A 26,583-nucleotide genomic window follows, 5' to 3' on the forward strand; every position below is an offset into this window, starting at 1 on the left:
GCTGTTGAGTTCTCAAGGAACGGACGCTTCCTTTGTACTCACCCGAGTCACTCTCGGGCTTTCCTCCGGGCGCTTCCCTTCGGTCTTGCGTTTCCAACCTTACCAGATCCGTTTTCCGTTCCGTTTCCGGTCGGAATTCATTTCCGGTAGCCGTTGGAGGGCTTTGCCTATTTGTTTGCCTTGCGGCTCCCTTTCGGCGAGTCCGACTTTATCAGAAGTTTTTGACCGGCCTTACCGGCCGCTCGTTCTGAATCATCGGGGTGGGCTCACTCGCGAAGCTCGTTCACGAGGAACCGGTAGACGTTCACCGTCACCTGGGGTATGTCCACCTCTAGGCAACTGTTGAAATCTACCTCCCCACGAGCTCCGTGTCAACGGCTCTCGCGGGAACGAGGTCGACACTAACAGCCCGGCGGGGGTGGATGCACATCAGGCGGCCGTGGGCACCGCGGCGCTGCGTTCGTGCTCCTCGACGTCACCCGTCTCGCCGGCCCGTGCGGCACGTCCGCCGAGGACGTAGACGTACGCGAGGAAGGCGGCTTCGGCGAGGACTCCGATGCTGATGCGGGCCCAGGTCGGGAGGCCCGACGGGGTGACGAACCCTTCGATGGCGCCGGAGACGAACAGGACCAGCGCCAGGCCGATCGCCATCCCCACCGCGGCTCGCCCCTCCTCGGCCAGGGCCGAGCGGCGGGTGCGGGGGCCGGGGTCGATGACGGTCCAGCCGAGGCGCAGACCCGTACCGGCGGCGACGAAGACCGCGGTCAGTTCCAGCAGACCATGGGGAAGGACGAGGCCCAGGAAGACGTCGAGTCGGCCCGCGGAGGACATCAGGCCGATGCCCACGCCCAGGTTGAGCATGTTCAGCAGGAGGATCCAGAGGACCGGCAGGCCCAGGAAGATGCCAAGGACCAGGCACATGGCGGCGGCCTGAGCATTGTTCGTCCACACCTGGGCGGCGAAGGAGGCCGCGGGATGGCTGGAGTAGTACGTCTCGTACTGGCCACCGGGGCGGGTCATGTCGCGCAGGGCGTCGGGGGCCGCGATGGACGCCTGGACTTCGGGATGGGTACCGATCCACCAGCCCAGGAGCGCGGCGACGAGGGTGGAGAGGAGCGCGGTGGGGACCCACCAGTGGCGTGAGCGGTAGACCGCTGCCGGGAAACCGTGGGTCAGGAAGCGGGTGACATCGCGCCAGGAGGAGCGGCGGGCGCCGGTGACCGCGCTTCGCGCGCGTGCCACGAGTTGGCTGAGGCGGCCGGTGAGCTGGGGGTCCGGGGCGCTGGACTGGATCAGCGAGAGGTGGGTCGCCGTGCGCTGGTAGAGGGCGACGAGTTCGTCGACCTCGGCGCCGTTGAGGCGGCGCTGGCGGCGGAGCAGTGCGTCGAGACGGTCCCACTCGGCGCGATGGGCGGACACGAAGACATCGAGGTCCATCGGGTTGGCTGCTCCTCGTCCCTCTCGTACTGCGTGTCAGCTTGTCGTACAGGTCGTACTGCGGCGCGCTGTTCCTCAGCTTGGCAGACTGGCCACTCCTGGGGCGGGTCAGGGGATGGAAACGGAAGGACTACGGGTGTGAGTGAGCTAGTGACGGGCGAGGCGGTGGCGCTGGAGCTGCGTCCCGCGAAGCTGCCGAGCCGGGCGCTGGCCGTGCTGCTCGACCTGGTCGTGGCGATGGTCGTCTACCTCGTGGTGACCCTGCTCCTGGCCCTCGCGACGGCCGGTCTCGACGAGGCGGCGCAGATGGCGATAGCCATAGCGAGTTTTCTGCTCCTTCTGGTGGGTGTGCCGATCGCCGTGGAGACGCTGAGCCACGGGCGTTCGCTGGGGAAGCTGGCTTTCGGGCTGCGGGTGGTGCGGGACGACGGCGGGCCGATCCGGTTCCGGCACGCCTTGGTGCGCGGTGCCGTCGGCGTCGTCGAGATCCTGATGACCTTCGGGGTCATCGCGTGTATCGCCTCGTTGGTCTCGACGCGGGGGCGGCGGCTGGGTGATGTGTTCGCGGGGACGCTGGTCGTGCGGGAACGGGTGCCGGCGGGAAGGTCGGCGTTCGTGCCTCCGCCGCCGCCCTGGCTGGCCGGGCAGTTCTCCGGGCTCGACCTGTCGGCGGTTCCGGATGCGCTGTGGCTGGCCGTCCGCCAGTACCTGACGCGTATGGGGCAGCTGGACCCGCATGTCGGTGCGGCGATGGCGGAGCGTCTTGCCTCGGATCTCGCGGCCCGTACCGGGACTCCCGCGCCGTACGGCGTGCCGCCGGGCGCCTATCTGGCTGCCGTGGTGCACGAGCGCCAGGCGCGGGAGGCGCGCCGCGCGTTCGGCGGTGCGGCGGCGACCGGAGCGGTACCGGGCGGGCCGAACCCGGGGGCCGGGTGGGCCGGGCCTGTGGCGCAGCCGCCGATGCGGGCCGCGTACCCGGCGCCGCCCGCCGGGACCTCCGCTCCCGTCGAGGCACCGTCGCAGCCGCCCACCGACCGGCCGAGCACCGGGTTCGCGCCGCCTGGCTGACGGGTCCCCGGCCGTCGTCGAGCCCTCTCAGCCGATCGTCGTCAGCCGGGCTCCGTTCACCGTTCCCGTCAGGGGAACGTCGGTCTCAGGGGAACGTCGACGGCGGTGATTCCAGGTGTTCCAGTTCCACTCCGGGGGCCGCGAGGACCACGTCGCCGGAGATGTGAACGGTGTGCCGTTCGCCTGTGTCCAGGGCTGTGACCTGGTATTCGTCCACGGTCAGGGGGCCGTTGTCAGTGGCGTGTGCTTCTCTTGCGATCAAGGCCCAGGACTGGTCCACGGTGCGGGGGGCGAGGACCGGGTCCGTGAAGGCGACGAGGCGTACGCGGGTCGCGGGCTCGGAAGGGGTGAGGCGCAGAAGACGGGTGGTGGCGACGAGGAACGCCGGGGACGTGCCGGTGAAGGCGTGGGCGCGCACATTGCCTTCGGTGGCATGCGAACCGGTGGGGTCGGTGCGGACCCAGGTGACGCCGTCGAGGGCGGCGCCGCGGACCTGCCAGCTCGCGGCGTGGAGTTCGAGGCGGATGGGGCGGCCGAGTTCGTCGAGGGCGAGGTCGACGGAGCCGGCGTGGTCGCCGGAAGGGGTGGTCAGTTGGGACACATAGCGCCAGCCGGAGGGACCCGGCGCGCAGTGGAAGTGTTCTTCGGCGAGGAGGGTGTGATCGTGCGGGTCGTGCAGCGAATACCGGCCGCGGGGCATGGGCGTCCTGGGTCTTGACGGGCTGATCCTGCTCAACCGGCTGATCCGGCCGGTGGCCGCCGGCCGAACGGGCAGGCCCCCGGATGAAGTGTTCTTCGGCGAGGAGGGTGTGATCGTGCGGGTCGTGCAGCGAATACCGGCCGCGGGGCATGGGCGTCCTGGGTCTTGACGGGCTGATCCTGCTGAACCGGCTGATCCGGCCGGTGGCCGCCGGCCGAACGGGCAGGCCCCCGGCACGGGGGTGCGGGGGCCTGCCTGTGAGCTGCCGCGGGAGGCGTCAGCCGGTGTGCGTGATCAGTAGCGGTAGTGGTCCGGCTTGTACGGGCCCTCGACCTCTACGCCGATGTACGCGGCCTGCTCGGGGCGGAGGGTCGTGAGCTTCACGCCGAGCGCGTCGAGGTGGAGGCGGGCGACCTTCTCGTCGAGGTGCTTGGGCAGCGTGTAGACGCCGGTCGGGTACGCGTCGGGCTTGGTGAACAGCTCGATCTGGGCCAGGGTCTGGTCCGCGAAGGAGTTGGACATCACGAACGACGGGTGGCCGGTGGCGTTGCCCAGGTTCAGCAGGCGGCCCTCGGACAGGACGATGATCACCTTGCCGTCGGGGAAGGTCCAGGTGTGGACCTGCGGCTTGACCTCGTCCTTGACGATGCCGGGGACCTTGGCGAGGCCGGCCATGTCGATCTCGTTGTCGAAGTGGCCGATGTTCCCCACGATGGCCTGGTGCTTCATCTTGGCCATGTCGGAGGCCATGATGATGTCCTTGTTGCCGGTCGTGGTGATGAAGATGTCGGCCTTGTCGACGACCTCGTCGAGGGTCGTGACCTGGTAGCCGTCCATGGCGGCCTGGAGCGCGCAGATCGGGTCGATCTCGGTGACGATGACGCGGGCGCCCTGTCCGCGCAGGGACTCCGCGCAGCCCTTGCCCACGTCGCCGTAGCCGCAGACGACGGCGGTCTTGCCGCCGATCAGGACGTCGGTGGCGCGGTTGATGCCGTCGATCAGGGAGTGGCGGCAGCCGTACTTGTTGTCGAACTTCGACTTGGTGACGGCGTCGTTGACGTTGATCGCCGGGAAGAGGAGGACGCCGTCGCGCTGCATCTCGTACAGGCGGTGGACGCCGGTGGTGGTCTCCTCGGTGACGCCGCGGATCTCCGAGGCGAGCTGGGTCCACTTCTGGGAGCCGTCGGTGATGGTGCGGTTGAGGAGCTCCAGGATGACGCGGTGCTCGTCGTTCTCGGCGGTGTCGACGGAGGGGACCTTGCCGGCCTTCTCGTACTCGACGCCCTTGTGGACGAGGAGGGTGGCGTCACCGCCGTCGTCGAGGATCATGTTGGGGCCGCCGGTGGGGCTGTCAGGCCAGGTCAGCGCCTGCTCGGTGCACCACCAGTACTCCTCCAGGGTCTCGCCCTTCCAGGCGAAGACCGGGACGCCCTGCGGGTTGTCCACGGTGCCGTTCGGGCCGACGGCGATGGCCGCGGCGGCGTGGTCCTGGGTGGAGAAGATGTTGCAGGAGGCCCAGCGGACCTGGGCGCCGAGGGCGACCAGGGTCTCGATGAGGACGGCGGTCTGCACGGTCATGTGCAGGGAGCCGGTGACGCGGGCGCCGGCGAGGGGCTGGGCCTCGGCGTACTCCTTGCGGATCGCCATCAGGCCGGGCATCTCGTGCTCGGCGAGGGTGATCTCCTTGCGGCCGAACTCGGCCAGGGAGAGGTCGGCGACCTTGAAGTCCTGTCGCTGGTCGACAGTCGTCATTGCGAGCTGCTCCTCGGTGTCGGGTCGAGGGTGGGTAGGGCTGGTCTGCGCGGCGGCGGACACAGGGGTGCCCGAAGAGGACACAGGCATGCCCGCGTGCGCGCAGCGCAGTCCGTCGGAGGCCCTCTCTCCCTCGGCCGGTCCTCGGTGGGACCGCCCGACCGCCATCAGCAGCGACGTCTGGCTCCGTCCCAAGCTACACCGGTCGACCCGTGCGGCCCCAGTCCGCCTCAGGACGGATCAAGCCTTCTCCGGGGGGCGGCGGGGGTCCGTACGGCTGTGGCCTGGGGCGTCGCGGGTGCGGTGGTGCGGGGCGTGTGACGGGAAAGGCCCGCCGCGTGCTGCGGCGGGCCCGTGCCCTGTCCTGCTCGGGGGTGCGTGGGTCAGTGGTCGGCGGCCGGGGCGGGGCCGCCGGGGCTGGCCTCGCGGTCGGGGCCCTTGGCGGCTTCGGCCTCGCTGTAGATGTCGGGCTCCAGGTAGATGACGCGGGCGATCGGGACGGCCTCGCGGATGCGGGCCTCGGCGGCGTTGATGGCGTTCGCCACCTCGGTGGCCGTGTCGTCGTGCTGGACGGCGATCTTCGCGGCGACCAGCAGTTCCTCGGGACCGAGGTGGAGGGTGCGCATGTGGATGACGCGGGTGACGGTGTCGCCGTCGACGACGGCCGCGGCGATCTTCTCGACCTCTTCCACGCCGGCGGACTCGCCGAGGAGCAGGGACTTGGTCTCGGCGGCGAGGACGATCGCGATGAGGATGAGCAGGGCGCCGATGCAGAGGGTGCCGATGCCGTCCCAGACGCCGTCGCCGGTGAGCAGGGCGAGGCCGACGCCGCCGAGGGCGAGGATGAGGCCGACGAGCGCGCCGAGGTCCTCCAGGAGGACGACGGGCAGTTCGGGTGCCTTGGCGTGGCGGACGAAGTCCTTCCAGGACTTCTGGCCGCGCAGGACGTTCGACTCCTTGATGGCGGTCCGGAAGGAGAACGTCTCGGCGATGATCGCGAAGACGAGGACGCCGACGGGCCAGTACCAGTGGTCGATCTCGTGCGGGTGCTTGATCTTCTCGTAGCCCTCGTAGAGGGCGAACATGCCGCCGACGGAGAAGAGGACGATCGAGACGAGGAAGGCGTAGATGTAGCGCTCGCGGCCGTACCCGAAGGGGTGCTGCGGGGTGGCCTCGCGCTTGGCCTTCTTGCCGCCGAGGAGGAGCAGGGCCTGGTTCCCGGAGTCGGCGAGGGAGTGCACGGACTCGGCGAGCATCGAGGACGAGCCACTGAAAAGGAACGCCACGAACTTCGCTGCCGCGATCGCGAGGTTGGCGGCGAGTGCCGCCACGATCGCCTTGGTGCCGCCTGACGCGCTCATCTGTCCGAGGTGTCCCTTCGCCTGCGCATGTGTCTGTGCGTGGGCATGGGTACCCACGTTTCCGTCCGTCACCGGCCGGGCTTTGCCCGCCTTTTGCAGGGGGCATTGTTGCAGCCCGGCCCGGTGTCGGTGGGCCGGGTCGTGGATCAGGCGCGGGTCACGCCGTTCAGGCGACGACCGTCGCGCGGAAGAGGGTGCCCGGTCCGGCCACCTCGGCCTTCTCGTCCGCCGGGACGAAGACGGACTGGCCGGGGGCGAGGGTGTGCTCGCCCGCCCGTACGGAACCGGCCGTGCAGAGCAGGATCTGCGGGGTGGGGAGGGTGAGGTCGTGCGGGGCGGTGGCCTCGGGGAGGACGTAGCGGGAGAGGCGGAACTCGTCGATGGGGGTCTCGTAGACCTCCTCGCCGTCGGGGGCCGCCTCGGGGCGCAGGACGCCGGGGTCGGTCGCCTCGAAGCGGACGACGCGCAGGAGTTCGGGGACGTCGACGTGCTTGGGGGTGAGGCCGCAGCGCAGGACGTTGTCGGAGTTGGCCATGATCTCGACGCCGAGACCGCTGAGGTAGGCGTGCGGGATACCGGCGCCGAGGAAGAGCGCCTCGCCCGGTTGCAGGCGTACGCGGTTGAGCAGCATGGCGGCGATGACACCGGGGTCGCCCGGGTAGTGGTGGGCGATGTCGGCGTACGCGGCGTGCTCGCCGCCGAGTCGGGCGCAGGCGGCAGCGGCGTCGGTGACCGTCTGCGCCATCTCCTCGGGGTCGGCACTCAGGACGGCCGTCAACACCTCGCGCAGCGCGGCCTCTTCGGGGTGGGCGTGCAGGAGGTCGACGTACGGCTTGAGGGAGTCGACGTCGAGGGCGGCGAGCAGGTCGGCGGTCCGCAGGGGGTCGCGGAAGCCGCAGAGGCCGTCGAACTCGGTGAGGGCGCAGATCAGTTCGGGCTTGTGGTTGGCGTCCTTGTAGTTGCGGTGGCCCGCGTCGATCGGGATGCCGCGGCTCTCCTCGTCCTCGTAGCCCTCCCTGGCCTGTTCGAGGTCGGGGTGGACCTGGAGGGAGAGGGGGGCGCCGGCGGCGAGGATCTTCAGCAGGAACGGCAGGCGGGGGCCGAATTTCGCGACCGCGCGGGCCCCCAGTTCGCGTTCCGGTGCCTCGTCGATCACCTCGGTGAGGGGGCCGCGCGCGGTGCGCGAGGGGGCGCCGGGGTGGGCGCCCATCCACATCTCCGCCTGCGGTTCGCCGGTGGGTGCCACGCCGAGGAGGTGCGGGATGGCGGTGGTCGAGCCCCAGGCGTAGGGGCGGATGGTGTTGTCGAGGCGGTCCATGGTGAGTTCTTCTCCGTACGCCGTTCGGGGGTCTGCCGGGGCCAGGTAAGGATCAGGCTCCCGAAGCGAGCGACAGGTAAACGGCGGCGAAATCCGTGATGGCGATCATCTCCGCGAGGGTCTCCAGGTCGCTGCCCTCCTCGGGTTCCAGCTCGCTGACCGCGGTCTCGTGGCCGAGGGCCAGCTCGCGGGCGGCCGAGGCGGCGCTCAGTCCGCCGGTGGGCCGGTCGCGCAGGAGGAGCACGCGCGCGTGGAGGGCGGGTGGCTCCTCGACGCGGTCGCGGAAGAACGCCTCGGGGTCGGCGCTCGCGGCCAGGGGGCCGGACAGCACCACCGCGTGCGAGGCGAGCGCCTCGGGGAGTTGGGCGGCGAGGGCGGGGCGGCCCGCGAGTTCGGCGAGGGCAGAGGCGAAACGGCGGCCCACGGGGCCCGCGGCCTGGCCCTCCGTCCAGATCAGCGGGAGCGCGTCGGCGAACTCGGCGGCGAGCGTCTTGGCGGGGTTGCTGTAGGTGGCGATCGCGGGGCCGCAGCGCTCGGCGACGTGGTCGAGGCGGTCGGCGACCTTCGCGAGGGCGTCCGGGTCGGCGGCGACGAGGCCCATGCGGTCGAGGAGCGCCAGCATCGGGGTGAGCAGGGCCCACAGGATGCCGGGGGCTGCGGCGCCGAGGGGGACCTCCAGCTCGTACGGGGCGGTCGCCATCGGTACGAACAGGCCGTGGGCGCCCGCCATCGCGTCGGCGACGGGCGTGCGGGGCGGGGCGACGGCGACGACCGTGCAGCCGCGGCGGTACGCCTGGTCGACCAGGAGCGCCAGGCCGGGTTCGGCGCCGTCGGCGGTGGCGATCAGGAGGAGGTCGACCGATCCGGCCCAGCCGGGGAGTTCCCAGCGGAGGGCGCCCGCGGCGGGGGCCACGCCGGTGGGGTGGATGCGGGTGATGGGGCAGCTGGAGCCGGCGAGGGCGCCGAGCAGGTCGGCGACGCCGGCGGAGGCCATGCCGGGGCCCGCGATCATGAGGGCGCGGGGGCGGCCGTCGGGTTTGAGGTCGGCGATGCCGGCCTCGGTGCCGAGGCGGACGGCCGTGCGGACCCGGGCGCCGGCCTCGGCGGCTCCGCGGAGCAGGCCGCCCCGGTCGGCCTCCGACAGGGCGTCGGGTGTGTCCAGTAGCGATTCGTCGAGCATGGGCGGCAGCCTCCGATTCGCCGGGTGCCCTTTTTCGCCTTAGCGCCGGGTTTCCCTACCCGAGCGGGGTTACGCCTTGCGGTGTGCCCGGAGTGGGGGCCCGGGCGGGGTCTCACCCGGGGCGGCGGGCCTCGTCGACGAGGAGGACGGGGATGCCGTCGCGGATGGGGTAGGCGAGGCCGCAGTCCTGGCCGGTGCAGGTCAGCTCGGTGTCCTCCTCGGTGAGGGGGGCGTGGCACGCCGGGCAGGCGAGGATCTCCAGGAGGCCGGCTTCGAGCGGCATGTCGGGGGTCCCTTCGGGGGCGGGGTTCGGTTGTGCGGTGCGGCCTGGTCAGCGTACCGCCGGGCGGGGGTCGGCGCCGGGGTTGTGCGGGGCACGGGGGCCGCCCGGGGCGGGCTCTCCCCTGGTCGGGCGCCCGGCGCCGGGGGCGGCGCGGTCACCCCCTGATGATCGCCAGGACCTCGTCGCGGAGCTTGGCCATGGTCGGTTCGTCGCGGGCCTCGGCGTTCAGGCGGAGGAGGGGCTCGGTGTTGGAGGGGCGGACGTTGAACCACCAGTCCGGGGACGAGACGGTGAGGCCGTCGAGCTCGTCCAGGGTCAGCCCCTCCCGGCTCTCGTAGGCGGCCCTGACGGCGGCGAGGCGGGCGGTCTGGTCGGCGACGGTGGAGTTGATCTCGCCGGAGCCCGCGTAGCGGTCGTACTGGGCGACCAGGCCGGAGAGGGGGCCGTCCTGGCCTCCGAGGGCCGCGAGGACGTGGAGGGCGGCCAGCATGCCCGTGTCGGCGTTCCAGAAGTCGGCGAAGTAGTAGTGGGCGGAGTGCTCGCCGCCGAAGATCGCGCCGCTGCGGGCCATCTCGGCCTTGATGAAGGAGTGGCCGACGCGGGTGCGCACGGGTGTGCCGCCGCACTCCCGGACCACCTCGGGCACCGACCAGGAGGTGATCAGGTTGTGGATGACGGTGCCCCTGCCGCCGTGCTTGGCGAGTTCGCGGGAGGCGACCAGCGCGGTGATCGCGGAGGGCGAGACGGGGTCGCCCTGCTCGTCGACCACGAAGCAGCGGTCGGCGTCGCCGTCGAAGGCGATGCCGAGGTCGGCGCCCTCCTCGCGGACGCGCCGCTGGAGGTCGACGATGTTGGCGGGGTCGAGGGGGTTGGCCTCGTGGTTGGGGAACGTGCCGTCCAGTTCGAAGTACATCGGGACGACGTCCAGGGGCAGGCCGGCGAAGACCGTGGGGACCGTGTGGCCGCCCATGCCGTTGCCCGCGTCGACGACGACCTTCAGCGGGCGGATCGCGGTGAGGTCGACCAGGCCGCGGAGGTACGCCGCGTAGTCCTCCAGTGTGTCGCGCCGCGTGATCGTTCCCGGTGTCGCGGCGGGTTCCGGCGCCCCGGTGTCGCTCCAGGTCTCGGCGAGGGCGCGGATCTCGGCGAGACCCGTGTCCTGGCCCACGGGGGCGGCGCCCGCGCGGCACATCTTGATGCCGTTGTACTGGGCGGGGTTGTGCGAGGCGGTGAACATCGCGCCCGGCAGGTTCAGCGCGCCGGACGCGTAGTAGAGCTGGTCCGTCGAGCACAGGCCGATCTCCGTCACGTGCACGCCGCGCGCCGCGGCGCCGCGCGCGAAGGCGCGGGAGAGGCCGGGCGAGGAGGGCCGCATGTCGTGGCCGACGACGACGGCGTCCGCGTCGGTGACCTGGGCGAAGGCGGCGCCGAAGAGTTCGGCCAGGGGCTCGTCCCACTGGTCCGGGACCACACCGCGTACGTCGTACGCCTTCACGATCGTCGACAGATCAGCAGCCACGGCCAAACCCTCCTGAAGTCCTCACCGGATCGCCCCAAACTACCCGCCCGGTGTTACGGCCGACTGTGTGACCTCCGCCGATGTGGACAACTCACGGGAGTGCCGGGCAAGGGGGCACCGAGGGTGGGGAGTTGGGCGAAGGGCGAGCAAACGGGGCAGATCGACGCCGATGAAGGCGGAGCGTCGCGCGGGACGGGCTCTCAGGCGAGGTCGACGGCGGCGGGCGCGGGCGCACCGGCGGTCCGGCGGTCCGGCGGTCCGGCGACAACACCGCCGGGCGGGGTGTCAGTTGTCGGGTGAGCGCAGGACGCGGAGGTGGCCGCGGCGGGCGACCTCCATCGGGTCGGCCGTACGGGCCCCGCCGCCGGCCTCGGCGGCGCGCTGCTGCGGGCGGGCCGCCTCGCGCACGGCGTTGGCGAGCGCTTCCAGATCGTCACCGCTGGGGCGCGCGGGGGCCGAGCCGTCCAACAGCCGTACGACTTCCCAGCCGCGCGGGGCGGTGAGGCGCTCGGAGTGCTCGGCGCACAGGTCGTAGCAGTGGGGTTCGGCGTAGGTGGCGAGCGGGCCGAGGACCGCGGTCGAGTCGGCGTAGACGTACGTCAGCGTCGCGACGGCGGGACGGCCGCAAGCGGTGCGCGAACAGCGACGTACAGGGCTCACGACGTTGGACGGTACCGCACTCTTGAGCGGGCCGCGACGACTCTCCACCAGGTCACTCCCCCGTGTCGCACTGTGAGACGCCCCACATGCCCTTCTGAACGCGCCTCGCTGACCTGCGAGTAGCCCCTCGTCCGGGATGCCGAACGGCTCCGAAGTCGATCGATTTTCGGTACAAACCAGGTGATTTGATGCGGGTTCGACGGTCCGGGAGGGAACGGAATCGAGCCCAACCTTGGCTGGAATGGTCATCCGGTGACAGGCCGTACGGCCCTCCGGCGCGCCCGTGTTCGGCGCGCCGGTTGGACGTACCAGGTCAGCGGTGTCGGGCCCCTTTCGCGGGTCGGGGTGTGGGACCGGGCGCGTGGACCTCGTGAGGACTACGCTTCACAGGTGATGGACAACCTCGTACCGCCGTCCGCCGCCTCCGCACCCGGGCCCCGCCGTCGTGATCGGCACGGCCGGGGGATGCGCGGCCCCATCGCGCCGCCGCAGGTGCCGCTCGCGGCGAGTCGCGCGGAGGTCTTCGCCGACCTCGTGCAGGACTCGGTGGAGCGGCTGGAGCGGCGGTGGCCGCAGCTGGCCGACATCGACTTCCTCGTCCTGGAGGTGCCACGGCTGGACGGCCCCGGGGACGGCGTGTGGAACGACGAGGCGGTGCCGCTCGGCGGGATCGTGCCGGCGCGGGAGGGGCGCATCGCGCGGGTGGTCGTGTACCGGCGGCCGGTGGAGATCCGGACCAAGGGGCGGGACGAGCGGGCGGCGCTGGTGCACGAGGTGGTCGTGGAGCAGGTCGCCGAGCTGCTGGGGCTGAACCCGGAGACCGTGGACCCCCGGTACGGGGAGGACTGACCCCGCGGGGGGGGTGGGCGCCGGGGTCGCCCCCGCCGCCCCCACCCGTCCCGTCCTCCAGGGGGCTGCCGCCCCTTCGACCCCGCGTCGGCGCCTGATGCGTCGGGGGTGCGTGTGTTCTGGCGGGTGCGGGTGGTGTGGGGGCTGGTCGCGCAGTTCCCCGCGCCCCTCAGGAGCACCCTCCGAGCCCTTAGTCCTGCAGTACCGCCACGTCCTGGTGGGCTCTGGGGACCGCCACCGTTCCCCGGTCGTCGGGGAGGGTCTGGATGGTGAACGCGGGGATGGCGTCGACCTTGGACTCCAGGGTTCGTGAGGCGTAGACGGGGGTGTCGGTGAGGGGCTCCACCGTGAGGGCGTAGGGGCCCTTCAGGCCCGTCGGGGCCGGGAACTCCACGTTCTGGGTGGTGCCCGCCTTGATCGTGAACGTCTTGGTCGTGGGCTCACCGGCGGAGCCGCCCGCGGATGCCGTCACCTTGACCTTGGCGGTGCGGGCGGGCGCGGTGAGGGCGAGGGTCGTGCCCTTGGCGCGGTTGTCGGCGACCGTGGCGCGCTTGCCGACGGCACGGGTGGCCGGGATGAACGCCGTTTCCTGGTCGCCGCCCTTGCCGCGCACCACGCGGAGGGCGGCCACCACCGGGACCGACTCGTCGGTGGGGCTCAGCAGGAGGGATCCGGCCTCGCCGCGGGTGACGGCGCCGAGGTCGGCCGTGGCGGTCATCCCCGCCTTGACGTGCAGGGTCTCGTTGCCGGCCGGGGTGATCGTCCCGGAGGGCGAGGCCAGCCGGAGCTTGAGGTCGGCGTCGGTGTCGCCGGGGGCGAAGGCGATCAGCTGGACGGACGTGGCGTCCTCGGGGATGCCGGGGAGGACCGCGGTGCCGGCCGGGTCGGCCGCGGCGGCGAGCCAGTCGCCGCCCTGCTTGTCGTCGAGGGCCTGCACGGCTGCGGCGACGCGACCGCTGCGGACGCTGACGTGGATCGTGAGGTCGGCCTGCTTCTCCGTGGTGAGCGTCGACAGCAGGACGGGTTCGGTGGAGCGGGGCCGGACCGTGATGCCCTCCCCCACCGTCGACTTCAGCTCGCCGTCCTTGCCGTAGAGCTCGATGTCGACGACGGCCGCCGCGTCGTCCGGGTTGGTGAGGTGGACGTAGTCCGTGCGGCCGGCGGCCGTGCTGACGCCCGGGAACCAGAACGTGGTGTCCGGGGCGGTGCAGTTGACGCCGAGCAGGCCCCGCCCGGTGCCGGCGGCGACCTCGGTGGTCTCCTGGACGGTCCAGCCGGGCGCGAACTTCCCCTCGGCGGTGCCGATCAGCGCGGGCGCGTCACCGCCGTCGGTGCTGCCGGTGGCGGGCCTGCCCGGCTCCGTCGGCTCCAGGACGGGCTTGGTCCTCTTGCCCTTCCCGCCGCTGTCCGCCGACTCCTCGCCCGCGGCCACCAGTTCGGCGCCGCCCTTGCCCGACGTGCCCTTGGTGACCGGGGTGAAGGACGTGTACGCCGTCTCGGCGACGTCCGAGGAGCTCGGCCGGGGGCAGAGCAGACTCGTGCGCTCCACGGGGAGTTGGGCGGCCGCCTCGACAGCCGTGTCGCCGCCGGAGGCGTCGGGCGCGCTGAGCACGGCGAAGCCGGTGACCGCGGCGAGGGCGGTCGTGCCGGCGATCAGGGACAGGGTCGTGCGGTTCACTGCTGGCTCCCGTCGGGGCGCTGGGGGTCGGCGCCGGTGCCGTGCGACGGGTCGTACGTCGCGTCGTAGCCCTGGGTGTACGTCTGGTCGTAGGAGGCCGGGTCGGTCCCGTAGGAGGCGTACGGGTCGTACTGGCCGCCCTGATAGGGGTCCGCCTGGTAGTGCTGCTGGTCGTACGTGCCCGCCGGGTACTGCTGGGCGGCCTGGTACTGCTGGTCGTACTGGCCGTACTCGGCACCCGCGTGACTCGGTGTGTCCCACTCGCCGTACGCCTGCTGCTGCGGGACGGGGACGGCCGCCGGGGCCTCCTCGGCGGGGGCGGGCGGGGTGGCGTCGGCGGACTGCTCGGCCTCCGCCTGGGCGCGCAGGCGGCGGGCGCGGCGGCCGTCGCCGGTGATGTCCTGGGCGGGTACGGCGACCGGCTCGTCGGGCAGGTCGTCGTCGACGTCCCGGCGGCGGCCGGGCAGGGCGAGGACCACGAGGACGACGGCGAGCGAGCCCTGCGCCCACAGCCAGCCGGTGTGGCTCACGGGCTCGTCGAAGGTGACGTCCAGCCGGCCGCCCCCGGTGGGGAGTTGGAAGCCCTGCGCCCAGCCGTCGACCGTGGTCGGGGTGAGCGGCTTGCCGTCGAGGGTGGCGGTCCAGGACTCGTCGGCGGTGTCGGCGAGGCGCAGGAGGCGGCCCGAGCCGCCGGCCGGGAGGGTGGTGTGCACCTCGACGGGGCCGGCCGCGACGGACTTCGGGTCGCCGGAGCCCGTCTCGACGGTGACGCGGGCGACCTCGCGGTCCACGCGCCACAGGGCGCTGCCGTCCTGCTGGCTGAGCCGGCTCAGGCCGGGCGTGGCGTCCAGGACGCGGCTCATCTCGCGGGGGGCGCCGGGGCGGACGAGGACGTAGCGGACGGCGAAGCCGCCGAGTTCGTCGGCCTGGTCGGCGCCGGAGCCGGCGACGAGGTTGGCGACGACCTTGTCGAGCTGCCGGTTCGGTCCGGCGGCGGCCGTGAGTTCGGCGTCGCCGAGGCGGACGCCGGAGCCGCGGACCAGGGTGTAGGTGACCTCGGCGGTCGAGTCGCTGTCGAGGACGAGGGTGCGGGCCTGGTCGCGGGTGCCGCTCTCCTCGGCGACGAACGCGGGGACCTGGACGGGGTCGCGGCGCCCCAGGGGCCCGTCGGCGCCGCCGATCATCCAGCCGGCGGCGGCCAGCAGCGGGCCGACGGCGGCGGCGAGGGCGATCAGCGCGGCCACCGGCTGGCGCCAGCCGAAGCTCTGCTCGGCGACACGCGCGCGTGCCCCGTCGGCGCCCAGGGTGGCGGCGGCCAGGAGGGCGATGCCGTAGACCAGGGTCGCGGGGCCCGCCCAGGTGGAGTTGTTGGACAGGACGGCGAGGACGAGTCCCACCAGGGCCGCCGTCCAGGCGGTCCCGATCGCCAGTCGGCGTTCCGAGCGCAGCAGGGCGGCCAGCGCGGCGAGGACCACGCCGACGAGGGTGAGGCCGCCGACCGTGCCGGGGCCGCCGGGGCTGATGCCGAGCAGACCGGTCGGGGAGGCCGCGCTCGCCCCGTACTCCAGCCCGGCTTCCTGGAAGAAGCCGAACGGCAGCAGGGTCAGCGACCAGGGGGCCAGGATCAACAGCGGGGTGCCCAGTTGGGCGAGGAAGCGCGGGCCGTAGGCGGTGATCTCGCGGCGGCGCACGGCGAGCATGGCCAGGCCGAGGAGCAGCGCGATGGGCCACACGATCGGGGTGAACGCGGTGGTGATCGTCAGCAGCAGCGCGTACGCCCAGGTGGCGCGCCAACTGCCGCGCGCCCCCGTGCTGTTCGTGAGCCCCGCTGCGGCGGCGCCCGCGCGGGCGATCAGGGGGAGCAGGATCGCGAAGACGGCGGTGCCGACGCGCCCCCCGGCGAGGCCGCCGGTGACGGCGGGCAGGAAGGCGTACACGACGGCCGCCCAGGCGCGCAGCAGCCGGGAGGTGACGAGGGGCCGCGAGGCGAAGTAGGCGGTGCAGCCGGCGAGCGGCACGGAGGCCACCAGGAGCACGGTGACGGCGAGCCCGGTCGAGCCGAACAGCAGGGAGGCGAGCATCGCGATGATCGCCAGGTAGGGCGGGGCGGCCTCGGCGCCGCCGGCGCCGACGGGGTGCCACGCGTCCAGGTAGCGCGACCACAGCTCGGCGGAGTCGGCGGGCGCGGGCAGCAGGGCGCCGCCCGCGAGCGCGCCGCCGCCGAGGAGCGCGCGGCAGGCGACGAGCGAGGCGAGCAGCAGGACGAGGAAGAGCAGCGGGCCCGGTTTGCGCGCGACGCGCTTGAGCCGGGCGAACTGCTCGACCTCCAGGAAGTCGGCGTCGTCGTCGCCGGGCCCGGACTCGACCGCGCCGCCGTGCCGTCCGGCCGCGGAGGTCTCGGTGTCGGAGCGGCCGAACAGATCACCGGCGGCCTGCTCGACGGTGGCGCGGACGGTCGCGCCGGGCGGCGGGAACAGCGCGCGCAGCTCGCCCTTGTCGATCCGCGCTCCGCCTCGTCTGCGGCGTCCGGCGATGATCCGTTCGGGCCGCAGCAGCGTGCTCAGCAGTCCGCGGATCTCGTCGACGGCCTGGCCGGGCACCTTGCCGACGAGGTAGGCGACGGTGCGCAGCAGGGTGCCGAGGACGATCCGGAACAGCACCCAGGGGAGCTGTGCGGTACGGGAGTTGACGAGCAGGGTGTAGACGGCGCCCGCCTTGTCGACCATGTGCGGGGAGGCGGCGGAGCGGCCGACGCAGTCGACGGTGCGGCGCTCGCGGGAGGACGCCTCGGCGTGCCGGACGACCGCTTCGGGGGCGACGAGGACGCGGTGGCCGGCGGCGGTGGCGCGCCAGCACAGGTCGACGTCGTCCCGCATGAGGGGCAGCCGGCGGTCGAAGCCGCCGAGTTCCTCGAAGACGTCGCGGCGGATCAGCATGCCGGCGGTGGAGACGGCGAGGCTGGGCTTGACGTGGTCGTGCTGGCCCTGGTCCTGTTCGCGGCGGTCGAGTCCGGTCCAGCGGCGGCCGGAGGCCGCGATGGTGACGCCGACCTCCAGGAGCTGACGGCGGTCGTACCAGCCGCGCAGCTTGGGGCCGACGACGGCGACGTCGTCCCGGCCCAGCTCGCGTTCGTTCTCCACGACGCGCAGCAGCTGGGCGAGGGCGTCGGGCTCGGGGGCGCAGTCGTCGTGCAGCAGCCACAGCCATTGCACCGGCTCTCCGTGCGGGAGCTCGGGCAGGTCGTAGGCGTCGTCGCGCCATGTGCGCGTGACCGGGTCCCAGCCGCTGGGGCGGCGCAGGTAGGCCAGGTCGTCCTCGGTGAGCACGCCCGCGGTGCGGTTGGCCTCCTCGACGGCCTGGCCGAAGCCGGTGCGCCGGGCGAGGTGCAGGACGCGGTCGGGGCCGAGGGCGTCGGCGAGGAGCTGGGCGGAGTCGTCCGCGCTGCCGGTGTCGGCCGCCATGGCGCTCTGCACGGGGCGCTCCTGGCCGAGCAGTCCGGCGAGCGCGTCGGGCAGCCAGCGGGCGCCGTCGTGCGCGACGAGGACCGCGGTCACCACATGACGTGGGAACTCAGGGGTGGCAGCGTCGTGGGCTGCGGTGTGGCTGTGCACGGACATCGAGGTACGGGCCCCGGTTCGATGGACTGCGGTGGACGTCTGTGTCCGGCGTGGACAGCGGGACGTCTCGGACGGGGGCCCACACTAACGGCAAGGCAGGAGGGGCGGCGCGGAGCGCCTCGGTGAGGGGCGGTGGCCGGGAGTCGGGAGGCACGGCGGCCCGCCGCCTGTGGACGAGCCACCTGCGACGGGCCGTTGGTCACCCGGTTCCGCTGGGACGTGCTTCGGACTGCCGGCTTCCTGAGGTGTGCGGTGTGCGTCAGGTGCGTGCGGCGAGTGCCGCGCGCTCAGACGGCCGCCTTCTTGAGGCGGCGGCGTTCGCGCTCGGACAGGCCGCCCCAGATGCCGAAGCGCTCGTCGTTGGCGAGGGCGTACTCGAGGCACTCGGAGCGGACCTCGCAGGCGAGGCAGACCTTCTTGGCCTCGCGGGTCGAGCCGCCCTTCTCGGGGAAGAAGGACTCGGGATCGGTCTGGGCGCACAGTGCGCGCTCCTGCCAGCCGAGTTCCTCGTCCGCGTCGTCGACCAGCAGTTGCTGCACGAGCTCGGTCATGTGCGCCCCTCGTCCGTCTTTCGCGTCCCCGTCGTGCGGCCGTTACCGATTTCGGCTGAACGACACGAGTGAAATTACAAGTGTGCTGCTACGGGCGAGTCAAGCCGAGATCTGCTATTGAGCCCCTTATTCACTCTGCGGAACCAAGGCTATGCGGAAAGTGTTCAAATCGGCATAAACCCTGACAGCAGCGCGGGGTGGGCGGAAGTCCCGTACGGTCCCCCTCCCTTACGAGGGAAGACGTCCAGGAGTTCGATCTCGTTCCGGCCCGTTCGCACTCACCCGTATCGGGTTGTGCGCCTTGTGTCCCCGACTTCCCCTGCACAAACCTTTCACCGGGGTGATGCACCGAAAGAGGTGAAGCAGCATCCACATACCGGACGTGAAGTTGACAGCAGAGGTGTGAACCGCTGTCCTAGTGGGCATGCTCGCGAACTTGGCACTCACCTCGACCCGCTGCGCCGGGTCCCTCGGTGCTGCCCGCGCTCGCTGTAGCTGTTGCTGTTCCAGCTGTTGAGCCCATCGCGCTCCGGCTGCCACTGAGCCCATCGCGGCTCGGCTGCTGTTCCCCTCCGCCCGTACCCGGGCCCCCGCCCCGCCCGTGACCCGGGCGGACGGCACGTGACAACCAGCCATCCCCCACACCCCGCCGAGGACCACCTCACCCCATGAACAGCGACAGCGACCTCCAGATCGCCGGCGACATCCTCGAAGTGCCCCACCTTCTGCGGACGCCGCGCCAACACCCGGTCACCGTGGCCGAGTTCGCCGGACTCGCCCGCTCCATCGCCGAGGACCGCGCCCAGTGGGAGCACCTCGTCGAGTACGACGCGACGACGCGCTGGTACCACCGGCTGCGCACCGGCCCCGGGTACGAGGTGTGGCTGCTGTCCTGGGTGCCGGGTCAGGGCACCGGGCTCCACGACCACGGCGGCTCGTCCGGGGTGCTCACCGTCCTCGACGGCATGCTGACCGAGCGCACCGAGCGGGGCACGCGGGTGCTGGCCGCCGGCGCGCAGCGGGTCTTCGCGCCGGGGTACGCCCACGAGGTCGTCAACGACACGCTGGAACCGGCCATAAGCCTGCACGTCTACTACCCGGGCCTGACGGACATGCCGATGCACACCAAGGCGTGCGCCACGGAGACGGCGACCGCCACGGCCTGACGCGGGCGGACGTGGGAGCTGCGACGGCCTGACGCCGCACCCCGGCCGAAACCGTTCGTGGTCGGGGGCGGGCGCGCGGACCGTTGTCGTACCCGCCTGCGAGACTGGCTCCCATGCGCATTGTGGTTCTGGCGGGTGGCATCGGTGGTGCCCGGTTCCTGCGTGGCCTGAAGCGGGCCGCGCCGGAGGCGGACATCACGGTCATCGGCAACACGGGGGACGACATCCACCTCTTCGGCCTGAAGGTCTGCCCGGACCTCGACACGGTGATGTACACGCTCGGCGGCGGCATCAACGAGGAGCAGGGCTGGGGCCGGGCCGACGAGACCTTCCACCTGAAGGAGGAGCTCGCGGCGTACGGCGTCGGACCGGAGTGGTTCGGCCTGGGCGACCGGGACTTCGCCACGCACATCGTGCGGACGCAGATGATCGGCGCCGGCTACCCGCTGAGCGCGGTCACCGAGGCGCTGTGCGACCGGTGGGAGCCGGGGGTGCGGCTCATCCCCATGACCGACGACCGGGTCGAGACCCATGTCGCCGTCGACCTCGACGGCGAGCGCAAGGCCGTCCACTTCCAGGAGTACTGGGTGCGGCTGCGGGCCTCCGTGCCCGCCGAGGCGATCGTGCCGGTCGGCGCCGAGCAGGCCAAGCCCGCGCCGGGCGTCCTGGAGGCCATCGCGGAGGCGGACGTGATCCTCTTCCCGCCGTCCAACCCCGTCGTCTCCGTCGGCACCATCCTCGCCGTGCCCGGGATCAGGGAGGCGATCGCCGAGGCCGGGGTGCCGGTCGTCGGGCTCTCCCCCATCGTCGGGGACGCGCCCGTGCGGGGCATGGCCGACAAGGTCCTCGCCGCCGTCGGCGTCGAGTCCACCGCCGCGGCCGTCGCCGAGCACTACGGCTCCGGGCTGCTGGACGGCTGGCTCGTCGACACGGTCGACGCGGGCACCGTCGAGCGTGTCGAGGCCGCGGGCATCCGCTGCCGGGCGGTGCCGCTGATGATGACCGACCTGGACGCCACGGCGGCCATGGCCCGTGCGGCGCTGGCGCTCGCGGAGGAGGTGCGGGACGCGTGAGCGGGGAGACCGCGAGAGAGGCGTCCGCGACCGCCGGCTACCGGGTGTGGGCCGTGGCCGGGATTCCCGAGGTCCAGCGGGGGGACGACCTCGCCAAGCTGATCGCCGCGGCCGAGCCGGGGCTGTGCGACGGGGACGTGCTGCTCGTCACGTCGAAGATCGTGTCCAAGGCCGAGGGCCGGATGGTCGAGGCGGCCGACCGGGAGGCCGCGATCGACGCCGAGACCGTCCGGGTCGTGGCCCGGCGCGGTGCCCTGCGGATCGTGGAGAACCGGCAGGGCCTGGTGATGGCCGCCGCCGGTGTCGACGCCTCCAACACCCCCGCCGGGACCGTGCTGCTGCTGCCCGAGGACCCCGACGCGTCCGCGCGGGCCGTCCGGGACGGGATCAGGGACGCGCTCGGGGTCGAGGTCGGGGTCGTGGTCACCGACACCTTCGGGCGGCCCTGGCGCAGCGGGCTCACCGACGTGGCGATCGGCGCCGCCGGGGTGCGGGTCCTCGACGACCTGCGCGGCGGCACGGACGGGCACGGCAATCCGCTCAGCGCGACCGTCGTCGCCACCGCCGACGAGCTGGCCGCCGCCGGTGACCTGGTGAAGGGCAAGGCCGCCGGGCTGCCGGTGGCCGTCGTGCGGGGGCTCGCGCACGTCGTCGCCGACGACGCGGGCGAGGGCACGAAGGCGCTGGTCCGGGGCGCCCGTGACGACATGTTCCGGCTGGGCACCTCCGAGGCCGTACGGCTGGCGGTGACCCAGCGGCGTACCGTGCGGGCGTTCACCGAGGAACCGGTCGACCCGGGTGCGGTACGGCGGGCCGTCGCCGCCGCCGTCACCGCTCCCGCCCCGCACCACACGACGCCGTGGCGGTTCGTGCTGCTGGAGTCCGAGGAGTCGCGGGTGCGGCTGCTGGACGCGATGCGGGACGCGTGGATCGCGGACCTGCGGCGGGACGGCAGGAGCGAGGAGTCCATCGCCAAGCGCGTGCGGCGGGGGGACGTCCTGCGCGACGCGCCGTATCTCGTCGTGCCGTGTCTGGTGATGGACGGGGCGCACACCTACGGGGACGAGCGGCGGGACGGCGCCGAGCGGGAGATGTTCGTCGTCGCCGCCGGGGCCGGGGTGCAGAACTTCCTGGTCGCGCTGGCCGGAGAGCGGCTCGGCTCCGCGTGGGTGTCCTCGACGATGTTCTGCCGGGACGTCGTACGGGACGTGCTGGGACTGCCGGAGGACTGGGACCCCATGGGCGCCGTGGCCGTCGGCCACCCGGCGGTGGAGCCGCCGGCCCGGGGGGAGCGGGACGCGGGGGCGTTCATCGAGGTGCGATGAGGGCCGCGGAAGCCCGCGAGAACCTCCGCCTCCTATGCTCATAAGGCGCCCATAGCTTCCTAGGACCTCATCGTGGCCGGACGTTTCTCCCCTCGCCCCACTCGCACGACCGTGCGGGGTGGACATGTCGCGGTGCCCGGCCAGGTGCCCGGCCACGTGCCCGTTGGGGTGCCTCGGCCCGCGGCGGCCCGGGGGCTGCGGCGGACGTGGGCGCCTGAGGGGCCGTTCGATCTGGGGCTGGTGCTCGGGCCGCTCAAACGGGGTTCCGGCGACCCGACCTTCCGGGCGACCCCCGACGGGGCCGTGTGGCGGGTGTGCCGCACGCCGGCCGGGGCCGGGACCCTGCGGGTGGCCGTGCGCGGCGGGGCCGTCGAGGCGCAGGCATGGGGCCCGGGGGGCGAGTGGCTGCTCGACACGCTGCCGGCCCTGCTGGGGGCGTCGGACGAGCCCGACGTGTTCGTGCCCCGGCACCGCATCGTCGCGGCCGCGTGGCGGCGGCGTCCGGGGCTGCGCCTGACGCGGACCGGGCTGGTGATGGAGTCGCTGATCCCGTCGATCCTGGAGCAGAAGGTCACGACGGACGAGGCGTACCGGGCGTGGCGGCTGCTCGTACGGAGGTACGGGGAACCGGCGCCGGGGCCCGCGCCCGCCGGGATGTCCGCGATGCCGACGGCCCGGGAGTGGGCGTTGATCCCGTCGTGGGAGTGGCACCGGGCGGGGGTCGACAACAAAAGGGCGTCGACGATCCTGCGGGCGGTCCGGGTGGCGGGGCGGCTGGAGGAGTCCGTCGGGATGTCACCGGAGGACGCGCGGGCGCGGCTGGAGCTGGTGCCGGGGATCGGGCCGTGGACGTCGGCGGAGACGGTGCAGCGCAGCCATGGGGCGGCGGACGCGGTGACCACGGGGGACCTGCATCTGCCGGGGATCGTGGGGTTCGCGCTGGCGGGGGACCGGGACGCGGACGACGCGGTGATGCTGTCGCTGCTGGAGCCGTATGCGGGGCAGCGGCATCGGGCGGCGCGGTTCATTCTGCTGTCGGGGCGGGTGCCGGGGCGGCGGACGCCGAAGATGCCTCGCTGGGACATCGGGCGCCTTTGAGTTCGGGCCGGGGGGTTCGTGGGCGGGTGCGGGTGGGTGGGGGCTGGTCGCGCAGTTCCCCGCGCCCCTGGAAAAGGCAGGGGCCTGCGGCCCCGTGCCTTTTCCGATGAAGGCCGGGCCGCAGGCCCGAAGCCTTCAGGGGCGCGGGGAACTGCGCGGGAAACCACAACGCACCCGCACCCGCCCACGAACCCCCCGGCCCCGGGCTACCAGGCGCTCTACTCGTCCGACGAGAAGCGGAGCGCCCCCGTGGGGATCTGGGCGTCGCACCAGACCCGCACCCCCGCGCGGAGTTCGTTGTCCGCTCCGATGACCGCGCCGTCGCCGACGACCGTGCCCGTGAGGATGGAGCGTTCGCCGATGCGGGCACGCGCGCCGATGAGCGAGTCGGTGATGACCGCGCCGGGTTCCACGACGGCGCCCGCGAGAACCGTGCTGCCGCAGACCCGCGCGCCCTCGCCCACGAACGCGCCCTCGCCGACGACCGTGCCGCCGGTGAGCTTCGCGTCGCCGGCCACCCGGGCCGTGGGCAGGACGAGTCGGTCGCCGCAGCGGCCGGGCACCGCGGGGGACGGGGCGCGGCCCAGGACGAGGTCCGCCGAGCCCCGGACGAAGGCCGCCGGGGTGCCGAGGTCCAGCCAGTACGTGGAGTCGACCATGCCCTGGAGGTGGGCGCCCGCCGCCAGCAGGTCCGGGAACGTCTCGCGTTCCACCGAGACGGGGCGGCCCGCCGGGATCGTGTCGATGACCGAGCGGCGGAAGACGTACGCCCCCGCGTTGATCTGGTCGGTGACGATCTCCTCGGGGGTCTGCGGCTTCTCCAGGAAGGCGAGGACGCGGCCCGTCTCGTCGGTGGGGACCAGGCCGTAGGCGCGCGGGTCGGTCACCTGGGTCAGATGGAGGGAGACGTCGGCGCCGGTCGTCCGGTGGGTGTGGACCAGGCGGCGGATGTCCAGGCCGGTGAGGATGTCGCCGTTGAAGACGAGGACGGGGTCCTCGGGGGCGGAGTGGAGGTGGGCGGCCGCGTTGCGGATGGCGCCGCCCGTGCCGAGGGGCTCCTCCTCGGTGACGTACTCGAGGTGGAGGCCGAGGGCGGAGCCGTCGCCGAAGTGGGGTTCGAAGACCTCGGCGAGGTACGAGGTGGCGAGGACGATGTGGTCGACGCCCGCCGCCCGGGCCCGCGCCAGTTGGTGGGTGAGGAAAGGGACTCCGGCCGCCGGGAGCATGGGCTTCGGAGTGTGCACCGTGAGCGGACGCAGTCGGGTGCCTCTGCCGCCGACCAGGAGGATCGCTTCTGTCACCTGTCGTCTCTGCTTCCTGCCGGGACCGGCCGAACTGTCTTTCGGCCGGCCAGTGTATGCAGACCGTTCGATGGCGCCTTCATGGCCGTGCGCGACCCCGCCGGTCTGCCGCTTCGCAGGTCGGCGGGGTCGTTGTGGCGAGGGCGGGGCGGGCCCTCAACTAAGCGCCCCGCTACCGCCCTTGGTAGCGCGCGGCCTCCGAGCGGGCCGTGCCGAGCTTTCCGTAGAGGCGCCCCCCCGGGCACTCGGTCGCGAACCCGTCCCGGTGGCCGGAGATCACGTTCAGTCGTACCTTCTTGCCTTTTGCGTACAGATTGCCACCCCCGGAGGTGAGGGTCGTCTTCCCCTTGGGGTTCGCCCGGTAAAGACCGAGTTTCCACGCGGTGAGTTGCGCGATCCCGGTCACGGCCTGCTCGGGCGGCTTGACGGAGCCGTAACTGCCGATGACGGCGATCCCCATGCTGTTCGTGTTGAACCCGAGGGTGTGCGCGCCCATGACGGCCTTCGCGACGCCACCCGCGCGCCCCTCGTAGATGTTTCCGCACTTGTCGACGAGGAAGTTGTAGCCGATGTCCCGCCAGCCGCTGCTCACCACGTGGTAGCGGTAGATACTGCGGATGACGGAAGCCGCTTCGTCGCAGCTGTAGTTGTTGCCGGAGGCGGTGTGGTGCACGAAGGCCGCCTGGACCTTCTTCGTGTAGAGGAAGTCCCGCTCGCGGAGGCTCTCGTCGGCGCCCCAGCCGCGGCGCGTGACGATCCGGGGACGCGGCCCGATGTACGGCTTCATACCCGGCTCCAGCTCGGCCAGCCCGGCCTCCGTCGCCTTGCGCGACAACGCCGGGATCACGGTGGCGCCGAGCGGCGCGAGATCGGCGTTGACGGCGGAGGAGGCGGCCGACTCGACGGTCAGCGCGCCGAGGCGGGAGGCGTCCACGGGCGTGCCGACGGGCGGGGGGTCGACGACCGTCCCGGCGGCCGGGACGGTCCCCTGGGCCGGCACGGCCTCCGGGAGGCCGGAGCCGGGGTCGACCAGTTCCAGACGTAGGCCGTCCGGGAGCACCTGGACGCCCGGCTCGGCCGTACGACCGCTGACCTCGGCCCTCACACGGACCTCGACACCGTCGGATTCGCCCACCCACAGCGGGGCGGTGGAGCCGCGCACACGGCTGGAGGCGCGTTCGGCGGTGTCGGGGTCGGCGGCGTGCTCGTGGTTGTGCGTCTCGACGTCCTGCCAACCGGACCAGCGGGTGGTGCCCCGCGCCCGCGTACGGACCTGGACCCGGCCGTGCAGTTCGGTGTCGGGGTCGTCCCAGACGACGCCGACCAGCGAGAACGACCGGACGTCCCGGCGCCCCAGGCCCTGTTCGGCGGCGGTCGGGCCGAGGCCGCGGTCGGTCGCCCGGGGGGCCAGGGGCAGCGACTGGGTGCTGCCGGACGGCGACGCGGTCGCTCCGTCGACGGTCAGCGGCTCGAACGAGGTGGTTCTCGCGGAGGTCGCGGTCCGCGCGGAGGCGGAGGTCGTGTCGAGGAGGGGGGCCGCGGCGGGGGTGGCGGCCGCCGCGGGCAGTGCGGCCGGGAGGGCGAGGGCCGCGGCGCAGGCGACACCGATCGAGGAAGCGAGGAAACGAGAGCTACGCATACGCCCGATCTTGGACATAGTCAGACATATCTGTCCACAGCGGAACTGACGGCCTGTCGGCTCCGCTCCGCCGAACCGGTGGGTGGCGCTGCGCCGAACCGGTGGCCCCTCCCGTCCGCCCCCGACTCGCCCCCCACCCCGCCCCGCGTACGCTTACGCGCGTGAACGCCACCGACCGCACCCCTGCCGACCTGCTGCGTTCCGCGCTCGCCGCGGACCCCGCGCGCCCCCTGGTGACCTTCTACGACGACGCCACGGGCGAACGCGTCGAACTGTCCGTGGCCACCTTCGCCAATTGGGTGGCCAAGACGGCGAATCTGCTCCAGGGCGACCTGGCCGCGGAACCCGGCGACCGGCTCGCGCTGCTGCTGCCCGCGCACTGGCAGACGGCGGTGTGGCTGCTGGCCTGTTCGTCGGTGGGCGTCGTCGCCGACGTCGCCGGCGCCCCGGGGGCGGCCGACCTCGTGGTGAGCGGGCCGGAGACGCTGGAGGAGGCCCGGGCGTGCTCCGGAGAGCGGGTCGCGCTCGCGCTGCGGCCGCTCGGCGGGAGGTTCCCGCAGACCCCAGCGGGATTCGTGGACTACGCCGTGGAGGTGCCGTCGCAGGGGGACCGGTTCGCGCCGTTCGCGCCCGTGGACCCCGAGGAGCCGGCGCTGATCGTGGCCGGGCGGGAGTTCAGCGGGGCGGAGGTCGTGGAGCGGGCGCGGGCCGAGGCGGGCGCCATCGGGCTCACGGGCCCGGGGTCGCGGCTGCTGTCCGGAGCCGGGTACGACACGTGGGAGGGCCTGCTGGCGGGGCTGTACGGGCCGCTGGCGACCGGGGGGTCCGTGGTGCTGTGCCGGAACCTGGACCAGCTGGCCGAGGACGCCCTGACCCGGCGGATCGAGAGCGAGCGGGTCACGGCCGTTTCCCGCTAGGCCCTGTCGTCACATTCCCGCCGTCGCCCGAAGGGCGGCCCCGCGGCGTCAGGTGCGTGCTCTCGGCGTGCCGGGCCCTGACCCGTGTACT

21 protein-coding genes are annotated in these 26,583 nt (G+C 73.0%); 7 read left to right on the plus strand and 14 right to left on the minus strand.

Annotated elements, in window-relative coordinates; translation table 11 throughout:
* Nucleotides 1–429: 429 nt before the first annotated feature.
* Nucleotides 430–1,437, minus strand: a complete 1,008-nt coding sequence (locus tag ACZ4Z2_RS36530) for a stage II sporulation protein M (protein WP_468082024.1) — start codon at nucleotides 1,435–1,437, stop codon at nucleotides 430–432.
* 138 nt (nucleotides 1,438–1,575) lie between these two features.
* Here ACZ4Z2_RS36530 and ACZ4Z2_RS36535 point away from each other — a divergent pair, with 138 nt between their 5' ends.
* The gene (locus ACZ4Z2_RS36535) at nucleotides 1,576–2,505 is read left to right on the plus strand and encodes an RDD family protein (protein WP_468082025.1); all 930 of its coding nucleotides are present in this window, start codon (nucleotides 1,576–1,578) and stop codon (nucleotides 2,503–2,505) included.
* Nucleotides 2,506–2,590: 85 nt separating this feature from the next.
* Here the strand turns inward: ACZ4Z2_RS36535 and ACZ4Z2_RS36540 are convergent, their stop codons facing one another.
* The 8 genes from ACZ4Z2_RS36540 to ACZ4Z2_RS36575 all read right to left on the minus strand — a co-directional run bounded on the left by ACZ4Z2_RS36540 (nucleotide 2,591) and on the right by ACZ4Z2_RS36575 (nucleotide 11,326).
* Nucleotides 2,591–3,205 carry a hypothetical protein gene (locus tag ACZ4Z2_RS36540; RefSeq protein WP_468082026.1) on the minus strand — a complete coding sequence of 205 codons (615 nt, stop codon included), beginning with the start codon at nucleotides 3,203–3,205 and terminating at the stop codon, nucleotides 2,591–2,593.
* Between the two features lie 294 nt (nucleotides 3,206–3,499).
* Nucleotides 3,500–4,957: an adenosylhomocysteinase gene (ahcY, locus tag ACZ4Z2_RS36545; RefSeq protein ID WP_468082027.1), complete on the minus strand. Its 1,458-nt coding sequence runs from the start codon at nucleotides 4,955–4,957 to the stop codon at nucleotides 3,500–3,502.
* A 383-nt stretch (nucleotides 4,958–5,340) separates the two neighbouring features.
* Nucleotides 5,341–6,318, minus strand: a complete 978-nt coding sequence (locus ACZ4Z2_RS36550; RefSeq protein WP_468082028.1) for a cation diffusion facilitator family transporter — start codon at nucleotides 6,316–6,318, stop codon at nucleotides 5,341–5,343.
* Between the two features lie 166 nt (nucleotides 6,319–6,484).
* On the minus strand, nucleotides 6,485–7,636 hold the full coding sequence (gene manA / locus ACZ4Z2_RS36555; RefSeq protein WP_468082029.1) for a mannose-6-phosphate isomerase, class I: 1,152 nt from the start codon (nucleotides 7,634–7,636) through the stop codon (nucleotides 6,485–6,487).
* Between the two features lie 52 nt (nucleotides 7,637–7,688).
* The gene (locus tag ACZ4Z2_RS36560; protein ID WP_468082030.1) at nucleotides 7,689–8,816 is read right to left on the minus strand and encodes an SIS domain-containing protein; all 1,128 of its coding nucleotides are present in this window, start codon (nucleotides 8,814–8,816) and stop codon (nucleotides 7,689–7,691) included.
* A 112-nt stretch (nucleotides 8,817–8,928) separates the two neighbouring features.
* Nucleotides 8,929–9,099: a Trm112 family protein gene (locus ACZ4Z2_RS36565; protein ID WP_468082031.1), complete on the minus strand. Its 171-nt coding sequence runs from the start codon at nucleotides 9,097–9,099 to the stop codon at nucleotides 8,929–8,931.
* Between the two features lie 154 nt (nucleotides 9,100–9,253).
* Nucleotides 9,254–10,618 carry a phosphomannomutase/phosphoglucomutase gene (locus ACZ4Z2_RS36570; RefSeq protein WP_468082033.1) on the minus strand — a complete coding sequence of 455 codons (1,365 nt, stop codon included), beginning with the start codon at nucleotides 10,616–10,618 and terminating at the stop codon, nucleotides 9,254–9,256.
* A gap of 285 nt (nucleotides 10,619–10,903) precedes the next feature.
* Entirely contained in the window at nucleotides 10,904–11,326 is a 423-nt protein-coding gene (locus tag ACZ4Z2_RS36575) for a DUF3499 domain-containing protein (protein ID WP_468082035.1), read from the minus strand.
* Between the two features lie 345 nt (nucleotides 11,327–11,671).
* On the opposite strand from ACZ4Z2_RS36575, the gene ACZ4Z2_RS36580 reads away from it, so the two are divergent.
* Nucleotides 11,672–12,127 carry a metallopeptidase family protein gene (locus tag ACZ4Z2_RS36580; RefSeq protein WP_468082048.1) on the plus strand — a complete coding sequence of 152 codons (456 nt, stop codon included), beginning with the start codon at nucleotides 11,672–11,674 and terminating at the stop codon, nucleotides 12,125–12,127.
* 190 nt (nucleotides 12,128–12,317) lie between these two features.
* On the opposite strand, the gene ACZ4Z2_RS36585 is transcribed toward ACZ4Z2_RS36580, so the two are convergent.
* The 3 genes from ACZ4Z2_RS36585 to ACZ4Z2_RS36595 all read right to left on the minus strand — a co-directional run bounded on the left by ACZ4Z2_RS36585 (nucleotide 12,318) and on the right by ACZ4Z2_RS36595 (nucleotide 17,973).
* Nucleotides 12,318–13,805 carry a DUF5719 family protein gene (locus ACZ4Z2_RS36585; RefSeq protein WP_468082036.1) on the minus strand — a complete coding sequence of 496 codons (1,488 nt, stop codon included), beginning with the start codon at nucleotides 13,803–13,805 and terminating at the stop codon, nucleotides 12,318–12,320.
* Nucleotides 13,802–17,422 carry a glycosyltransferase family 2 protein gene (locus ACZ4Z2_RS36590; protein ID WP_468082037.1) on the minus strand — a complete coding sequence of 1,207 codons (3,621 nt, stop codon included), beginning with the start codon at nucleotides 17,420–17,422 and terminating at the stop codon, nucleotides 13,802–13,804. Before ACZ4Z2_RS36590 ends, ACZ4Z2_RS36585 begins: the two co-directional genes overlap by 4 nt.
* A 287-nt stretch (nucleotides 17,423–17,709) precedes the next feature.
* Nucleotides 17,710–17,973 (minus strand): WhiB family transcriptional regulator, encoded by a 264-nt coding sequence (locus ACZ4Z2_RS36595; protein ID WP_003975777.1) that lies wholly within the window; start codon nucleotides 17,971–17,973, stop codon nucleotides 17,710–17,712.
* A gap of 668 nt (nucleotides 17,974–18,641) precedes the next feature.
* Between ACZ4Z2_RS36595 and ACZ4Z2_RS36600 the strand changes: the two genes are divergently transcribed.
* From ACZ4Z2_RS36600 to ACZ4Z2_RS36615, 4 genes are all read left to right on the plus strand, one after another.
* Entirely contained in the window at nucleotides 18,642–19,139 is a 498-nt protein-coding gene (locus ACZ4Z2_RS36600; protein WP_468082039.1) for a cysteine dioxygenase, read from the plus strand.
* A 113-nt stretch (nucleotides 19,140–19,252) separates the two neighbouring features.
* Nucleotides 19,253–20,212: a 2-phospho-L-lactate transferase gene (gene cofD, locus ACZ4Z2_RS36605; RefSeq protein ID WP_468082040.1), complete on the plus strand. Its 960-nt coding sequence runs from the start codon at nucleotides 19,253–19,255 to the stop codon at nucleotides 20,210–20,212.
* A complete protein-coding gene (locus tag ACZ4Z2_RS36610) occupies nucleotides 20,209–21,537 on the plus strand; it encodes a coenzyme F420-0:L-glutamate ligase (RefSeq protein WP_468082042.1) in 1,329 nt (442 codons plus the stop codon). The genes cofD and ACZ4Z2_RS36610 overlap by 4 nt, the downstream gene beginning before the upstream one ends.
* Before the next feature lie 72 nt (nucleotides 21,538–21,609).
* Entirely contained in the window at nucleotides 21,610–22,635 is a 1,026-nt protein-coding gene (locus ACZ4Z2_RS36615; protein ID WP_468082043.1) for a DNA-3-methyladenine glycosylase family protein, read from the plus strand.
* A 218-nt stretch (nucleotides 22,636–22,853) separates the two neighbouring features.
* Here ACZ4Z2_RS36615 and manB read toward each other — a convergent pair whose 3' ends face one another.
* Complete coding sequence (gene manB, locus ACZ4Z2_RS36620; RefSeq protein WP_468082044.1) at nucleotides 22,854–23,936, minus strand: mannose-1-phosphate guanylyltransferase; 1,083 nt, start codon at nucleotides 23,934–23,936, stop codon at nucleotides 22,854–22,856.
* Nucleotides 23,937–24,108: 172 nt separating this feature from the next.
* Nucleotides 24,109–25,593: a peptidoglycan recognition protein family protein gene (locus tag ACZ4Z2_RS36625; RefSeq protein ID WP_468082046.1), complete on the minus strand. Its 1,485-nt coding sequence runs from the start codon at nucleotides 25,591–25,593 to the stop codon at nucleotides 24,109–24,111.
* A gap of 143 nt (nucleotides 25,594–25,736) precedes the next feature.
* Between ACZ4Z2_RS36625 and ACZ4Z2_RS36630 the strand changes: the two genes are divergently transcribed.
* Nucleotides 25,737–26,492 carry a TIGR03089 family protein gene (locus tag ACZ4Z2_RS36630; RefSeq protein WP_468082047.1) on the plus strand — a complete coding sequence of 252 codons (756 nt, stop codon included), beginning with the start codon at nucleotides 25,737–25,739 and terminating at the stop codon, nucleotides 26,490–26,492.
* Nucleotides 26,493–26,583: the final 91 nt, after the last annotated feature.

This window comes from Streptomyces sp. NPDC030183 (assembly GCF_055573455.1).

Bases quoted from the DNA above. Each gene is read 5' to 3' on its own strand.
- ACZ4Z2_RS36530 (WP_468082024.1), bottom strand. From the start codon at position 1,437: ATGGACCTCGATGTCTTCGTGTCCGCCCATCGCGCCGAGTGGGACCGT.
- ACZ4Z2_RS36540 (WP_468082026.1), bottom strand. From the start codon at position 3,205: ATGCCCCGCGGCCGGTATTCGCTGCACGACCCGCACGATCACACCCTC.
- ahcY (WP_468082027.1), bottom strand. From the start codon at position 4,957: ATGACGACTGTCGACCAGCGACAGGACTTCAAGGTCGCCGACCTCTCC.
- ACZ4Z2_RS36550 (WP_468082028.1), bottom strand. From the start codon at position 6,318: ATGAGCGCGTCAGGCGGCACCAAGGCGATCGTGGCGGCACTCGCCGCC.
- manA (WP_468082029.1), bottom strand. From the start codon at position 7,636: ATGGACCGCCTCGACAACACCATCCGCCCCTACGCCTGGGGCTCGACC.
- ACZ4Z2_RS36560 (WP_468082030.1), bottom strand. From the start codon at position 8,816: ATGCTCGACGAATCGCTACTGGACACACCCGACGCCCTGTCGGAGGCC.
- ACZ4Z2_RS36565 (WP_468082031.1), bottom strand. From the start codon at position 9,099: ATGCCGCTCGAAGCCGGCCTCCTGGAGATCCTCGCCTGCCCGGCGTGC.
- ACZ4Z2_RS36580 (WP_468082048.1), top strand. From the start codon at position 11,672: ATGGACAACCTCGTACCGCCGTCCGCCGCCTCCGCACCCGGGCCCCGC.
- ACZ4Z2_RS36590 (WP_468082037.1), bottom strand. From the start codon at position 17,422: ATGTCCGTGCACAGCCACACCGCAGCCCACGACGCTGCCACCCCTGAG.
- ACZ4Z2_RS36595 (WP_003975777.1), bottom strand. From the start codon at position 17,973: ATGACCGAGCTCGTGCAGCAACTGCTGGTCGACGACGCGGACGAGGAA.
- ACZ4Z2_RS36600 (WP_468082039.1), top strand. From the start codon at position 18,642: ATGAACAGCGACAGCGACCTCCAGATCGCCGGCGACATCCTCGAAGTG.
- cofD (WP_468082040.1), top strand. From the start codon at position 19,253: ATGCGCATTGTGGTTCTGGCGGGTGGCATCGGTGGTGCCCGGTTCCTG.
- ACZ4Z2_RS36625 (WP_468082046.1), bottom strand. From the start codon at position 25,593: ATGTCCAAGATCGGGCGTATGCGTAGCTCTCGTTTCCTCGCTTCCTCG.